The 13694-nt window shown below is 67.2% G+C and carries 11 protein-coding genes; 8 read left to right on the top strand and 3 right to left on the bottom strand.

All coding sequences use genetic code 11. The features are described from left to right. Window positions 1-79: 79 nt before the first annotated feature. Together AVAK2825_RS04465 and AVAK2825_RS04460 are read left to right on the top strand one after the other, a co-directional pair. On the top strand, window positions 80-985 hold the full coding sequence (locus AVAK2825_RS04465) for a LysR family transcriptional regulator (RefSeq protein WP_284394690.1): 906 nt from the start codon (window positions 80-82) through the stop codon (window positions 983-985). Between the two features lie 96 nt (window positions 986-1081). After that, window positions 1082-1891, top strand: coding sequence for an alpha/beta fold hydrolase (locus tag AVAK2825_RS04460; RefSeq protein WP_284394689.1), 810 nt, complete (start codon window positions 1082-1084; stop codon window positions 1889-1891). Between the two features lie 45 nt (window positions 1892-1936). Here the strand turns inward: AVAK2825_RS04460 and AVAK2825_RS04455 are convergent, their stop codons facing one another. The 3 genes from AVAK2825_RS04455 to AVAK2825_RS04445 all read right to left on the bottom strand — a co-directional run bounded on the left by AVAK2825_RS04455 (window position 1937) and on the right by AVAK2825_RS04445 (window position 7061). Beyond that, on the bottom strand, window positions 1937-2482 hold the full coding sequence (locus AVAK2825_RS04455) for a hypothetical protein (RefSeq protein ID WP_284394688.1): 546 nt from the start codon (window positions 2480-2482) through the stop codon (window positions 1937-1939). A 240-nt stretch (window positions 2483-2722) separates the two neighbouring features. Beyond that, a complete protein-coding gene (locus tag AVAK2825_RS04450; protein WP_284394687.1) occupies window positions 2723-3640 on the bottom strand; it encodes a response regulator transcription factor in 918 nt (305 codons plus the stop codon). Next, window positions 3624-7061, bottom strand: a complete 3438-nt coding sequence (locus tag AVAK2825_RS04445) for a hybrid sensor histidine kinase/response regulator (protein WP_284394686.1) — start codon at window positions 7059-7061, stop codon at window positions 3624-3626. Before AVAK2825_RS04445 ends, AVAK2825_RS04450 begins: the two co-directional genes overlap by 17 nt. Window positions 7062-7234: 173 nt before the next feature. Here AVAK2825_RS04445 and urtA point away from each other — a divergent pair, with 173 nt between their 5' ends. The 6 genes from urtA (at window position 7235) to fmdA (ending at window position 13682) form a co-directional block, all read left to right on the top strand. Beyond that, window positions 7235-8500 carry an urea ABC transporter substrate-binding protein gene (gene urtA, locus AVAK2825_RS04440; protein WP_272549824.1) on the top strand — a complete coding sequence of 422 codons (1266 nt, stop codon included), beginning with the start codon at window positions 7235-7237 and terminating at the stop codon, window positions 8498-8500. A 204-nt stretch (window positions 8501-8704) separates the two neighbouring features. Further along, on the top strand, window positions 8705-9619 hold the full coding sequence (gene urtB, locus AVAK2825_RS04435; RefSeq protein ID WP_284394685.1) for an urea ABC transporter permease subunit UrtB: 915 nt from the start codon (window positions 8705-8707) through the stop codon (window positions 9617-9619). A gap of 49 nt (window positions 9620-9668) precedes the next feature. Next, window positions 9669-10871, top strand: coding sequence for an urea ABC transporter permease subunit UrtC (gene urtC / locus AVAK2825_RS04430; protein WP_284394684.1), 1203 nt, complete (start codon window positions 9669-9671; stop codon window positions 10869-10871). A 24-nt stretch (window positions 10872-10895) separates the two neighbouring features. Continuing rightward, window positions 10896-11639, top strand: a complete 744-nt coding sequence (gene urtD / locus AVAK2825_RS04425) for an urea ABC transporter ATP-binding protein UrtD (protein ID WP_284394683.1) — start codon at window positions 10896-10898, stop codon at window positions 11637-11639. 51 nt (window positions 11640-11690) lie between these two features. Further along, the gene (gene urtE, locus AVAK2825_RS04420; RefSeq protein ID WP_284394682.1) at window positions 11691-12380 is read left to right on the top strand and encodes an urea ABC transporter ATP-binding subunit UrtE; all 690 of its coding nucleotides are present in this window, start codon (window positions 11691-11693) and stop codon (window positions 12378-12380) included. Window positions 12381-12455: 75 nt separating this feature from the next. Continuing rightward, entirely contained in the window at window positions 12456-13682 is a 1227-nt protein-coding gene (gene fmdA / locus AVAK2825_RS04415) for a formamidase (RefSeq protein ID WP_272566030.1), read from the top strand. Window positions 13683-13694: the final 12 nt, after the last annotated feature.

The following is a 13694-nucleotide window of genomic DNA, read 5'->3' as shown; positions in this document are numbered from 1 at the left end:
GACTGGAAGCAATTTAAGATTTCCCCCAAAGGAAATCGATGGCGTTAGAGTGATGGCATCCTTTCCTTTTTTGGCAACCATGAACCCTGCAGACCTGGAACTGACCGGCCTGCGCGTGTTCCAGGCGATCGTCGAAGCCGGCAGCTTCAGTGCCGCTGCGGACCGCCTGGGCATGGCGCCGCCCATGGTGAGCAAGCACATCGCCCGGCTGGAACGCACGCTGGGCGCGCGCCTGCTGCACCGCACGAGCCGCAGCATGAGCCTGACGGAGGCCGGCACGGCCTTCTACGAGCAGGGCCGGCAGGCGCTGGAACTGCTCGACGCCGCCGCGGCCTCGGTGGGCCACGGGCAGAACCGGCCGCGGGGCGAGTTGCGCATCAGCGCCCCGGTGTGGTGTGCCACCCCGCGCTTTGCCCGGCTGCTGGCCGACTACCGCCGGGCATGCCCCGAGGTGCGGCTGGACCTGCACCTGGACAACCGCATGGTGGACCTCGTCTCGGAGGGGTTCGACGTGGCGCTGCGCATGACCGCCGAGCCCGCGCCCCAGCTGATCGCGCGGCCCCTGTGCCAGATGGCGTTCCATCTGGTCGCGGCGCCCGGCTTCCAGCCCGGCCCCGACGGGGGCGTTGATTCGGCCGGCGCGCCCCGGCCCATCCCGATGGTCATGCCCAATTACGTGCAGCTCGAGCGCCTCAAGAATGCCCTGCAGGAAGGCATGCACCGGCACATCGACGCCGTGATGAAGTCCAGTGACAGCACCCTGAGCTACCACGCCGTGGTGGCCGGCATGGGCGCGGCCTTCCTGCCCGCATGGCTGGTGGACGACGACCTGGCCAGCGGGCGGCTGGAGCAGCTGCCGGGCGATACGGAGTTCGTGGGCACGCTGTATGCCGTCTATGCCAGCCGGCGGCAGATGCCGCTCAAGCTGCGCAGCTTCATCGACTTTCTGGCCGAGCGCCTGGGTGGGGCGCCATTGCCGCCCTGACGCTCGCGCACCGATGACAATGCGCACAGCCGCCGCCGGAGATCCCACCACCCAAGGCAGCCCATTCCAACGCCATGCGATCACCTGGAGAGCGCGATGACAGAAACGAGGACCCTCCCGTCGCAAGGATCGCGGCTGTCGTTGCAGGCCATGGGGCAAGGCCTGCCCGTCGTGTTCCTCCACGCTGCGGTGTGCGACAGGCGCATGTGGGCGGCCCAGATGGGCGCACTGGCCGGCACCTGCCGGGTGATGGCCTATGACCGCCCCGGATTCGGTGACTCGCCCCTGCGCACGGCCGATTCGTCATCAATGGCGGATGGGCTGGCCGTTCTGGAGGGTCTGGGCGTGACGGAACCGGCTGTCGTGGTGGCCTGCTCCCAGGGCGGCCGCATCGCGCTGGAGATGGCGTTGGCGCATCCGTCCAGGGTGCGGGGCCTCTTTCTGATCGACCCCTCGCTCAGCGGCGCCCCGGCGCCGGCGTATCCCCCCGAGATCGAAAGCCTGCTGCGAGCGCAGCAACTCGCGGAGCAGGCGCGGGACTGGGAGGCACTGAACCAGATCAAGGCACGCCTCTGGCTGGATGGCCCCCTGTCGCCCGAACTCAGGGTGGGGGGCGACGCGAGAAAGCTGTTCCTGGCGATGAATGCGATCGCCATCGCGAACAGGCTCCGGGGCGGAGAGACAGACAACGTGCCGGTGTACGGCCGGCTCGCGGAGATTCGATTGCCTGCCCGGGTGGTCTGGGGAGACCTGGATTTCCCCCACGTTCAGCAGCGCGCCCAGATGGCCGCAGAACAGATGCCGAATGCAAAGGGGATTGCGTTGCACGGCGTGGCGCATCTGCCGTCCCTGGAGTGCCCCGATGCCGTCACGGACTTGCTGAGGCGGTTTTTGGGCGAGATATGAAGCGGAGGTGACGCGACGCGTGATTTCGGTCCGGTGGAGCGAACGCTATTCGCATCCTTTGATGATGGCTCCCACCCACTTCGGTCCTTGAAATCCATGGTCCACGAAGCCCCATCTGCTTCCCAGTTCGGTTCGAAGCTTCAGCATTTCGGGATTCTCCAAATTTTCCGCGTTAACACGCCAAAAGCCTGCCTCGGCCGCAGGTATGCGCGAGGCAAGCAGAAGGGCTTCACGGCCTGAAAGCGTCACGAGTTCGAGCCGGTTGATGCGGCGAGCACCCGTTGTCAGGTAGGAACGAATTGCGCCAAAGTCATCGAGCGCGTACGTCGACTTTGTTGATTTTCCAGACCAACCCCGCCTGTGAATGACCAGTGTTCTGTTGGTGGTGATCTCCACCTCCTCTTGGGCCACAAGCCAGCTTCTCCACGACAGCAAGGCCGAGACCGCGAAAACAACCACACCACAGCCTGCAGTGGCAGGTCCCCATTCACTTCGCAGAACAACAATGGCATAGAAGAACGCCATGGTCAGAACTGCAAACAAGGTGATCGGCCTTTGGCCGTCACGCCAGCGAGGAAAGCGCAGTCTCATTCAGTTTCTCGTGTGATCAGCCATGTTTTGACGGCACCCAGGTTTCGGATTCACCGCAAGAAAGTTTTGCGAAGCAGGGCTCCGTTGCGCCGTACAAACTATAGCTTTCGTGCCGGCAGAACGCTTGCGCTCATCATGCTGGAGAACGGTCCCGATGACGCGCTGACCGGTCAACAAGGAACTGGCCTCGGCCACGCAGGGAGCGAGGCGCGCGATGTCGAAGGGCGCCGTGGCCCGAACCTAGTCCTGCAGCAGCTGCCCCGCCAGCGCCGCCGCGGCGGTGCGCGTTTCCACGCCGAGCTTTTCAAAGATGTGCTCCAGGTGCTTGTTCACCGTGCGCGGACTCATGCCGAGGATGTCGGCGATGTCGCGGTTGGTCTTGCCCTTGGCGAGCCACGACAGCACCTCGGTCTCTCGCGGGGTCAGCGCCACGGGCGGCAACCGCGGCGCGGCGGCGCCTGCGGCCGGGCCCTGGCTGAGCAGCAGCATCGACTCGGCCAGGCCGCTCGCGCCCAGGTGGCGGGCCTGCAGCTGGAGGCCGCCGGGCAGGGGCGTGCTGGCTTCGCCCTGCCGCTGAGCCTGCGCCAGCCAGCGCGCGGGGTCGCCCGCAGTGGCGTCGCCGTGCCCGCCGAAGGCGGCCTCCAGCCAGCGCGTGGCCTGCGGCGAGCGCCAGGCGATGCGGTCCTGGCCATCGAGCACGACCACGCCCAGGCCCGCCACGTCCACGGCCTCGCGCGCCAGCCGGGCGGCCTGCGCGTTGGCCACGTGGGTGGCCAGGCGGGCCATCACCTCGGGAATGCGCAGGGGCTTGACCACATAGTCCACGCCGCCGCTGGCAAAGCCGCGCAGGATCTGCTCGGTCTCCGACAGCCCGGTCATGAAGACGATGGGCACGTGCGCCCACGGCGGCGTGGCCTTGATGCGGCGGCACAGCGCGAAGCCGTCGGTGCCGGGCATCACCGCATCGAGCAGCACGCCGTCGGGCACGGTGACCTCGAAGCGCTCGATGGCCTCTTCGGCATCGCGCGCGGCCAGCACGGCATAGCCTTCGCCTGCCAGCGCATCGCACAGCATGCGCAGGGTGTCCAGTGCATCGTCCACCACCAGGATGACGCGGCGCGGGGCGGCGGCCTGCGCGCTGTCAGGGGAGTTCGTCATGTTCGGGTTCTCGCAGTAGGTGGGCCAGGGCGTCGAAGTCGAAGCGGTCCGCGCAGGCCTGCAGCTGCGCCAGCGCGGCGGCATGCCCGGGCAGACCGTCGCGTGCGCTGCGCAGCCGCTCGCGCACGGCGGCGGCCTGGCCCTGCCGCGCCAGGCGGTTCAGGTCTTCGCGCAGGTCGGCGGGCAGGGTGTGGGGCGGCGGCGCGGGGCTGGCGGGTGGCGAGCCCTGCGAGGCAGAGGCCTTGGCCGGCGTGTTGTCGTGCACCCATTCCAGCTGCAGGGCGGCCTGCAGGGCCTGCAGCAGTTCCGATTCGATGATGGGCTTGCCCACGAAACCCTGGCACTGGGCGGCGGCCAGCCGAGCGGGCTCGTTGTCGAACTGGTTGGCCGAGACGAAGACGATCGGCAGTGCCGCCGCCGGGCGCAGCGCCCGCAGCAGGGCGGCCGTCTGCCAGCCGTCGAGGTCGTCCATGGTGATGTCCAGCAGCACGAGGTCGGGGGGCGCCTGCCGCACGATCTCCAGGCATTCGCGGCCGCTGGCGGCCTCGCGCACGGTGAATCCCAGCGGCACCAGCAGCCCGGCCAGCAGCTGGCGCTGCAGCGGCTGGTCGTCTACCACCAGCAGCGTGCGGCGCGGTGCGATGTGGCCGATGACGGGCCGCAGGGCCACGGCGTGCGTGGGGCGCCAGGCCGGGTCGGGGGAGATGCCGGGCAGGTACAGCCGCACGGTGAAGGTGCTGCCCTGGCCGTGCCGGCTGGCCACGGTGAGCTGGCCGCCCATGAGTTCGGTGAGCAGGTGCGTGATGGTGAGGCCCAGGCCCGTGCCCGCCTCGCTCGCGCGGCGCCCGGCGCTGCCGCGCTCGAACGGCAGGAAGATGCGCTCCAGGTCCTGCGGCTCGATGCCGATGCCGGTATCGATCACCTCGATGCGCGAGACGTGCGGGCGAAAGTCCAGGCGCAGCCGCACCTCGCCCTGCTGGGTGAAGCGCACGGCGTTGGACAGCAGGTTGATGAGGATCTGGCGCAGCCGCTTTCCATCGGCCCGGATCCAGTCCGGCACGGTGCCCAGCGTCTCCACCACGAAGGCCAGGCCCCGGGCCTCGGCCTGCGGGCGCAGCATGCCTTCGACGTTGCGGATCAGCTCGGCCAGCGGCAGCGGCGCCAGGTCCAGCCTCAGCCGGCCCGCCTCGATGCGGGCCAGCTCGAGCGAGCCGTCGATCAGCGCGTGCATGTGCTGGCCGCTGTGCTGCATGGTGGAAAGCGTCTCGCGCATCCAGCCGTCGGTCTCGGGGTTCTTGAGCAGGATCTGCGTGTAGCCGAGGATGCTGTTGAGCGGCGAGCGCAGCTCGTGCGTCATGCCGGCCACGTAGCGCGTCTTGGCCATGCTGGCGGATTCGGCCCGGTCCTTGGCGGCCTGCAGCTCGGCATCGGTGCGCTTATGGGCTTCGATCTCCTGCAGCAGCAGCTGCGTCTGCCGCTCGGACTCGTCCTGCGCCATGCGCCGGCTGTCGGTGCTGAGCACCACCCACCAGGCGCACACGGCCGCCAGCAGGGACAGCAGGGCGAACACCTTCAGGAACGGGGTGCGCAGGAACTGGGCCGGTGTCTCCAGCCCCTCCTGCACATAGACCACGCCCACCAGGAACGCCATCACCGCGCACAGCGACACCAGCACCATCAGGTACTGGCCGAGGCGGAAGTTCACGCGGGCCGCCCAGGTGCGCGGCAGCAGCAGCGCGGCCACCGCGCGCAACTGGTCGGCCGCGCGCGAGCCGGTCTTGCAGCGGTCGTGGCAGCGCGATTCGAGCGAGCAGCACAGCGAGCAGATGGGCGCGCCGTAGGCCGGGCAGCGGGCCATGTCTTCGGACTCGAACGGGTTCTCGCACACGGCGCAGCGCACGGACTCTCCGGGCTTCCACAGCGTGTCCGGCATGCGGGCTAGGTAGTAGCGCCCGCCGGTGGCCCAGGCCAGCAGCGGCGACAGCGCCATCGACAGCGCCAGCGCGATGAAGGGCGAGAACGCGGCCGCATGGTCGCCCAGCAGGCCGGCATAGGCGCAGCAGGCCACGGCGGCCGCCAGCACCATGGCCCCCAGGCCCACTGGGTTGAAGTCGTACAGGTGCGCCCGCCGGAACTCGATGCCCCGGGGCGACAGGCCCAGCGGCTTGTTGATGACGAGATCGGCCACCAGCGCGCCCACCCAGGCGATGGCCACGTTGCTGTACACGGCCAGCACCTTCTCCAGCGCGCCGAACACGCCCAGCGTCATCAGGAGCGTGGCGATGCCCACGTTGAACACCAGCCACACCACGCGCCCCGGGTGGCTGCGCGTGATGCGGGCGAAGAAATTGGACCAGGCGAGCGAGCCCGCATACGCATTGGTCACGTTGATCTTCACCTGCGAGACCACCACGAACACCACCGTGACCGCCACGGCCAGGCCCGGCAGCCCCAGCGCCTGCATGACCTGCTGAAAGCCGGCCAGGAACATCTGCGTGGGCTCGGCCGCGCGGTGGGTACCCACCTCGAACTGCAGCGCGGCGAAGGCGAGGAACGCGCCGCCCGCCATCTTGAGCATGCCCATCACGATCCAGCCCGGGCCGGCCACCAGCACCGCGCCCCACCAGCGCCAGCGGTTGGCGGCGGTGCGCTCGGGCAGAAAGCGCAGGATGTCCACCTGCTCGCCGATCTGCACCACCAGGGAGAAGATCACCGCCGCCGCGGCACCGAACATGAGCGGATCGAACTGGCTGCTGCCGCTCTTGAGGCCCGACAGCCCTGCGAAGTCGCGGTACAGCTGCGGCTGCGCGAGCGCGATCCACACGAAGGGCAGCAGCAGCAGGAAGAGCCACAGCGGCTGCGTCCACGCCTGCAGCCGGGAGATGAGCGTGATGCCGCGCATGGCCAGCGGCAGGATCACGAGGGACGACAGCACATAGCACCACTGCAGCGGCCAGTCCACCACCATCTGCAGTGCCAGCGCCATGATGGCGGCCTCCAGCGCGAAGAAGATGAAGGTGAACACCGCGTAGATCAGCGAGGTGATGGTGGAGCCCAGGTAGCCGAAGCCCGCGCCGCGCGTGAGCAGGTCCATGTCCAGCCCGTAGCGCGCCGCGCAGTAGGCGATCGGCAGGCCGGTGAGAAAGATCAGCACGCCCACCGCGAGGATGGCCCACATCGCATTGGCGAAGCCGTAGTTGAGCGCGATGGCGCCGCCGATGGCTTCGAGCGCCAGGAACGACAGCGAGCCGAACGCCGTGTTGGCCACGCGCCATTCGCTCCAGCGCCGAAAGCCCTTGGGCGTGTAGCGCAGCGCGTAGTCCTCCATCGTCTCGTCGGCCACCCAGGCGTTGTATTCGCGGCGGAACCGAAAGATGGTCTGCGGCGCGGTCTGGGGGGTGGGCGGTGCGATCGGGGCCATGCCGGGCCTGCATGCAAGAAACGTTCTTGTCCGCGCCGTGCGCCGGGGCCGGGTGGGCGGCTACGTCAATTGACGTATGGGCGCGCAGCAGGGTTGTCCCTAATCTTGGCCCCAGCGCGGAACCACCGACGCCGTCCAACCACCCCGTATTGCCTGTTGCAAGGAGCGCTCCCATGAAGCACCCCCTCGATCCGAATGTCTCCCCCCTCCTGGCCGCGGATGCGGGCCGCCGCCGGCTGCTGCAGGCCATGGGGGCCGCCTCGGTGGCGGGCCTGCCCGCATGGTCCTTCGCGCAGCCCACGGCGCAGGTCAACACCACCAAGCTGGCGGTGACGGACACCGAGGTCACCGTGGGCCAGCTGCATTCGGCGACCGGCACCATGGCCATCTCGGAGACGGGATCGATCCAGGCCGAGCAGCTCGCCATCGACCAGATCAACGCCATGGGCGGCGTGCTGGGCCGCAAGATCAAGGTCATCAAGGAAGACGGCGCCTCCGACTGGCCCACCTTCGCCGAAAAGTCCAAGAAGCTGCTCATCAACGACCACTGCGCAGCCGTGTTCGGCTGCTGGACCAGCGCATCGCGCAAGGCCGTGCTGCCCGTGTTCGAGAAGGAGAACGGCCTGCTGTACTACCCCACGTTCTACGAGGGCCTGGAGCAGTCCAAGAACGTGATCTACACCGGCCAGGAGGCCACGCAGCAGATCCTGTACAGCCTGGAGTGGGCCAAGACCGAGAAGAAGGCCAAGACCTTCTTCCTGATCGGCTCGGACTACATCTGGCCGCGCACCTCGATGAAGATCGCACGCAAGCACGTGGAGAACTTCCAGAAGGGCAAGGTCGTGGGCGAGGAGTACTACCCGCTGGGCAGCACCAACTTCGGCTCGCTCATGAACAAGATCAAGGTGCAAAAGCCCGACTGCCTGTTCGTCGCCGTGGTGGGCGGCTCCAACGTGGCGTTCTACAAGGCGCTCAAGGCGGCGGGCATCACGGGCGACAAGCAGCTGCTGGTGACGCTGTCGGTCACCGAGGACGAGATGACCGGCGTGGGCGGCGAGAACTTCGCGGGCTTCTATTCGTCGATGAAGTACTTCCAGTCGCTGGACAACGAGAACAACAAGAAGTTCGTGGCCGCCTTCAAGGCCAAGTACGGCCCCAATGCGGTGATCGGCGACGTCACGCAGGCGGGCTACCTGGGTCCCTGGCTGTGGAAGGCCGCCGTCGAGAAGGCCAAGAGCTTCGACGTGGACAAGGTGGTGGCCGCATCGCCGGGCATCGAACTCAAGACCGCGCCCGAGGGCTACGTGAAGGTGGACGCCAACCACCACCTGTGGAGCAAGTCCCGCATCGCGCAGGGGCTGCCGGACGCCACGTTCAAGGTGGTGGCCGAATCGCCCGAACTCATCAAGCCCGATCCCTTCCCCAAGGGGTATCAGTGACCACCCCCTGAGGCGCTGAGCGCCTTCCCCTCTCTCGCTACGCGGGAGGGGGACGACACCTTCGGTGCGGGGCGGCCCTTCCTCGGTGTCCCCGGCATGAGGCCGCGCCGGTCGTCAGTCCCGCGCCTGGTGCGGACCGTTGTGAGGGCGGCACTGCCGCATCGGGCTTTTTTCTTTGATGGGCTTGCACGCAGGAGCTGCACCATGACCTTTTCCGAAATGATGAACATCGGCCTGATGCAGGGCTTCGCCGGCCTGAGCCTGTTCGCCGTGCTGCTGCTCATGGGCCTGGGGCTGGCGATCATCTTCGGCCAGATGGGCGTCATCAACATGGCGCACGGCGAGTTCATGACCATCGGCGCCTACACCATCTACCTGGGCTCCACGCTCGCGTCCACGCACGCGCCGCAGTGGATGCCGTTCTATTTCCCGCTGGCCATCGCCGCGGCCTTCGGCTTCGCGTTCATCGCGGGCTGGCTGGTGGAGTGGGGCCTGATCCGCCACCTGTACAAGCGCCCACTCGACACCCTGCTGGCCACCTGGGGCATCAGCCTGGGGCTGCAGCAATGCTTTCGCACCTTCATCGGCCCCAAGGAAGTGAGCCCGACCCTGCCTGACTGGCTGCTCGGATCGTGGGCGCCCGCCGAGGGGCTGGACATTCCCATCAACGGCCTGTTCGTGCTGGCGCTCACGCTGGTGGTGACGGCGGGCGTGCTGCTCGCGCTGCACAGGAGCCGCTGGGGCCTGCGTGTCCGCGCCACGGTCAGCAACCGGGTGATGGCCAACGCCATCGGCATCGATACGAAGAAGACCGACCGACTCACCTTCGCCATCGGCTGCGGTATCGCGGGGGTGGCGGGCGCCGCGTTCACCACCATCGGCTCCACGGGGCCCACCTCGGGCTCGCTCTACATCGTCGATGCGTTCCTCGTCGTCACCTTCGGCGGCGCGGCGAGCCTGCTGGGCACGGTGGTGTCGGCCTTCGGCATCGCGCAGACGCAGTCGATCACCGAGTTCTTCCTAGCCGGCTCCATGGCCAAGGTGATCACGCTGTCGCTGATCGTGCTGATCCTGATGGTGCGGCCGCAGGGCCTGTTCGCCTCGAAGGTGCGCCGCTGAGCGCGCGCCCACTGCTTTGCCCCCACCCTGCACCCACCGGAGTCGTCCCATGAATGCCCTCAAAGCCTGGATCCTGCGCTACCAGTTGGCCAGCCTGGTGCTGCTCACGGTGCTGCTGGCCGTGGTGCTGCCGCTCGCCCTGGACATCTTCCGGCTGAACCTCGTGGGCAAGTACCTCACGTATGCCTTCGTGGCCATCGGCCTGGTGATGGTGTGGGGCTATGGCGGCGTGCTCAGCCTGGGGCAGGGCGTGTTCTTCGGTCTGGGCGGCTATGCCATGGCGATGTTCCTCAAGCTCGAAGCCTCCGACCCCGTGAGCACCAGGATCCAGTCCACGCCCGGCATCCCCGACTTCATGGACTGGAACCAGATCACCGAGCTGCCCGCCTTCTGGGTGCCTTTCAAGAGCCTGCCGTTCGCGCTGGCGGCCGTGATCGTGGTGCCCACGCTGCTGGCCTGGATCGTGAGCTTCGCCATGTTCAAGCGCCGCGTGGGCGGGGTCTACTTCGCCATCATCACGCAGGCGGTGGCGCTGATCTGCACGGTGCTCATCATCGGCCAGCAGGGCTACACGGGCGGCGTGAATGGCATGACCGACCTGAAAACCCTTTGGGGATGGGACACGCGCACCGACAGCGCCAAGTACATCCTGTACTACGTGTGCGTGGCACTTTTGGTGCTGTCCATCGTGCTGTGCCGCTTCATCCAGACCAGCAAGCTGGGCACGCTGCTGCTGGCCATGCGCGACAAGGAAGACCGCGTGCGCTTCTCGGGCTACGACGTGGCCAATTTCAAGGTCTTCACCTTCTGCCTGGCGGCGGCGCTCTCAGGCATCGGCGGTGCGCTGTTCACGCTGCAGGTGGGTTTCATGTCGCCCAGCTTCGTGGGCATCGTGCCGTCCATCGAGATGGTGATCTACGCCGCCGTGGGGGGGCGCATGAGCCTGGTGGGCGCGGTGTACGGCACGCTGCTGGTGAATGCGGGCAAGACGTACTTCTCGGAGAGCTTTCCCGACCTGTGGCTGTTCCTCATGGCGGGGCTGTTCATCGGCGTGACCATGGCCTTCCCGCTGGGGCTGGCCGGCCTGTGGGAAAGCCGCATCGTGCCCTGGTGGAAGGGCCGCCGCGAGGCCCTGCGCCAGGCGGCGGTGCCCGCTCCGCACGCCGCTGCGGCACGCAGCACCGCGGCGGATACCGAGCCGGCGGCGCGCGAGCCCGGCCTGCCCGAAGGCACCCGCCGCCAGAGCGCCTGAGCGCACGCAACCGGAGCACCTCCCATGAGCAACACCGACTTCGCCCTGGCCGTGGAAGACCTGACCGTCTCGTTCGACGGCTTCAAGGCCATCGACACCCTCACGCTGTACGTGGACAGGAACGAGCTGCGCGTGATCATCGGCCCCAACGGCGCGGGCAAGACCACGCTGCTGGACCTGATCTGCGGCAAGACGCGCGCCACCAGCGGCAGCATCAAGTTCAAGAACGAGGAGTTGACGCACATGGCCGAGCACAAGCGTGTGCGGCTGGGCATCGGCCGCAAGTTCCAGACGCCATCCATCTACGAGAACCTGTCGGTCTTTCAGAACCTGGAGGTGTCCTATCCCACCGGGCGCACCGTGTTCGGCGCGCTGGCCTTTCGCTGCACCAGTGCGGTGAAGGAGCGGGTGCAGGACGTGGCCGACGACATCGGCCTGGGCGGGCTGCTCGCCACCGAGGCCGGCCTGCTCTCGCACGGCCAGAAGCAATGGCTGGAGATCGGCATGCTGCTGATGCAGGAGCCCGAGCTGCTGATGCTGGACGAGCCCATCGCCGGCATGAGCGCGCGCGAGCGCGAGCTCACGGCCGAGCTGCTGCAGCGCATCTGCAAGAACCGCGCGGTGATCGTGATCGAGCACGACATGGAGTTCGTCAAGCGCATCGCGCACAAGGTCACCGTGATGCACCAGGGAAAGATCCTGGCCGAAGGGTCGATGGACAAGGTCCAGAACGACCCCAAGGTGATCGCCGTGTACCTCGGCCACTGAGACGCGCCGCTGTCCTTTGCCCATGCCCTGAGTTTTCTGGAGCCTCAATCCATGCTGAAAGTCACAGATCTGCACGTCGCCTATGGGCAGAGCGAAGCGCTGCACGGCATCTCGTTCGAGGGCCGCGCCAATGAAACCGTGGCCATCATGGGCCGCAACGGCATGGGCAAGACCACGCTGTTCAAAAGCCTCATGGGCGTGATGCCGGTCAAGAGCGGCTGCATCAGCGTGGCCGGCCAGGAGGTGACGCGGGACGAGAGCTTCCGGCGCGTGGCCAAAGGCATCGCCTACGTGCCGCAGGGCCGCATGATCTTCCCCACGCTGACGGTGGAGGAAAACATCCAGACCGGCCTGGAGAACTCGAAGACCCGCCAGATCCCCGAGGAAATCTATGCGCTGTTCCCCGTGCTGTGGGACATGCGCCGTCGCAAGGGCGGCAATCTTTCGGGCGGGCAGCAGCAGCAGCTGGCCATCGCCCGTGCGCTGGTGACCGATCCCAAGGTGCTGCTGCTGGACGAGCCCACCGAGGGCATCCAGCCTTCGATCATCAAGGACATTGCCCGCGCCCTCAACGAGATCCGCAAGCTGCGGCAGATCACCATCGTGGTGAGCGAGCAGGTGCTTTCGTTCGCCCTGGACGTGGCCGACCGCCTCTTCGTGATCGAAGGCGGCCGCCTGGTGCATGAAACCGCCCGCGCCGACACCGACCAGCAGCGCATCAAGGCCTACCTGTCCGTGTGACCGGGCACGGTCCGCGACGGATTTCCGTTCCTTCCCCTCTCGCCTTCTCTTCCCTTCACCTTCCAGGAGCACGCCATGGCTGAAACCCTCATCCACGTCGATCTGAGCCAATCGCCGACCCAGAACGAGAACATTCACAACCGCTGGCACCCGGACATTCCGATGGCCTGCTGGGTGAACCCGGGCGACGATTTCATTCTGGAAACGTTCGACTGGACCGGCGGCTTCATCAAGAACAACGACAGCGCCGACGACGTGCGCGACATCGACCTGACCACGGTGCACTACCTTTCGGGCCCAGTGGGCGTCAAGGGCGCGGAGCCGGGCGACCTGCTGGTGGTGGACCTGCTGGACATCGGCGCCAAGCAGGACAGCCTGTGGGGTTTCAACGGCTTCTTCTCCAAGAAGAACGGCGGCGGCTTCCTGACCGAGCATTTCCCCGAGGCGCAGAAATCGATCTGGGATTTCAAGGGCATGTTCACCAGCTCGCGCCACATCCCGGGCGTCAACTTCGCCGGCCTGATCCACCCCGGCCTCATCGGCTGCCTGCCCGACAAGAAAATGCTCGACCTCTGGAACGAGCGTGAGCAAAAGCTCATCGACACCGATCCCACCGCCGGCCTGGCCAACCCCCCCTCGGCCGGCACCGCCCACATGGGCCGCCTGACCGGCGAGGCCAAGGCCAAGGCCGCGGCCGAAGGCGCGCGCACCGTGCCGCCGCGCGAGCACGGCGGCAACTGCGACATCAAGGACTTGTCGCGCGGATCGAAAGTGTTCTTCCCGGTCTATGTCGACGGCGCGGGCCTCTCGGTGGGCGACCTGCATTTCAGCCAGGGCGACGGCGAAATCACGTTCTGCGGCGCGATCGAAATGGCCGGCTGGGTGCACATGAAGGTCACGCTCATCAAGGGCGGCATGGCGAAGTACGGCATCAAGAACCCCATCTTCAAGCCCAGCCCCATCGTGCCGACCTACAACGATTATTTGATCTTCGAAGGCATCTCAGTCGACGAGGCGGGCAAGCAGTACTACCTGGACGTGAACGTGGCCTACCGCCAGGCCTGCCTGAACGCGATCGAGTACCTGAAGAAGTTCGGCTACAGCGGCGCCCAGGCGTATTCGATCCTGGGAACGGCCCCGGTGCAGGGCCACATCAGCGGCGTGGTCGATGTGCCCAACGCCTGCGCCACGCTGTGGCTGCCGACGCAGATCTTCGAGTTCGACATCAACCCGAACGCCAGCGGCCCGGTGAAGATGCTGGACGGCAGCATCGACATGCCGCTGTCGCCCGACCTCGTCTGATTCCCGCCACGA

This window comes from Acidovorax sp. SUPP2825, from assembly GCF_030158995.1.
GTDB lineage: Bacteria > Pseudomonadota > Gammaproteobacteria > Burkholderiales > Burkholderiaceae_C > Paracidovorax.
This window is presented reverse-complemented; position numbering and strand designations above follow the sequence as displayed.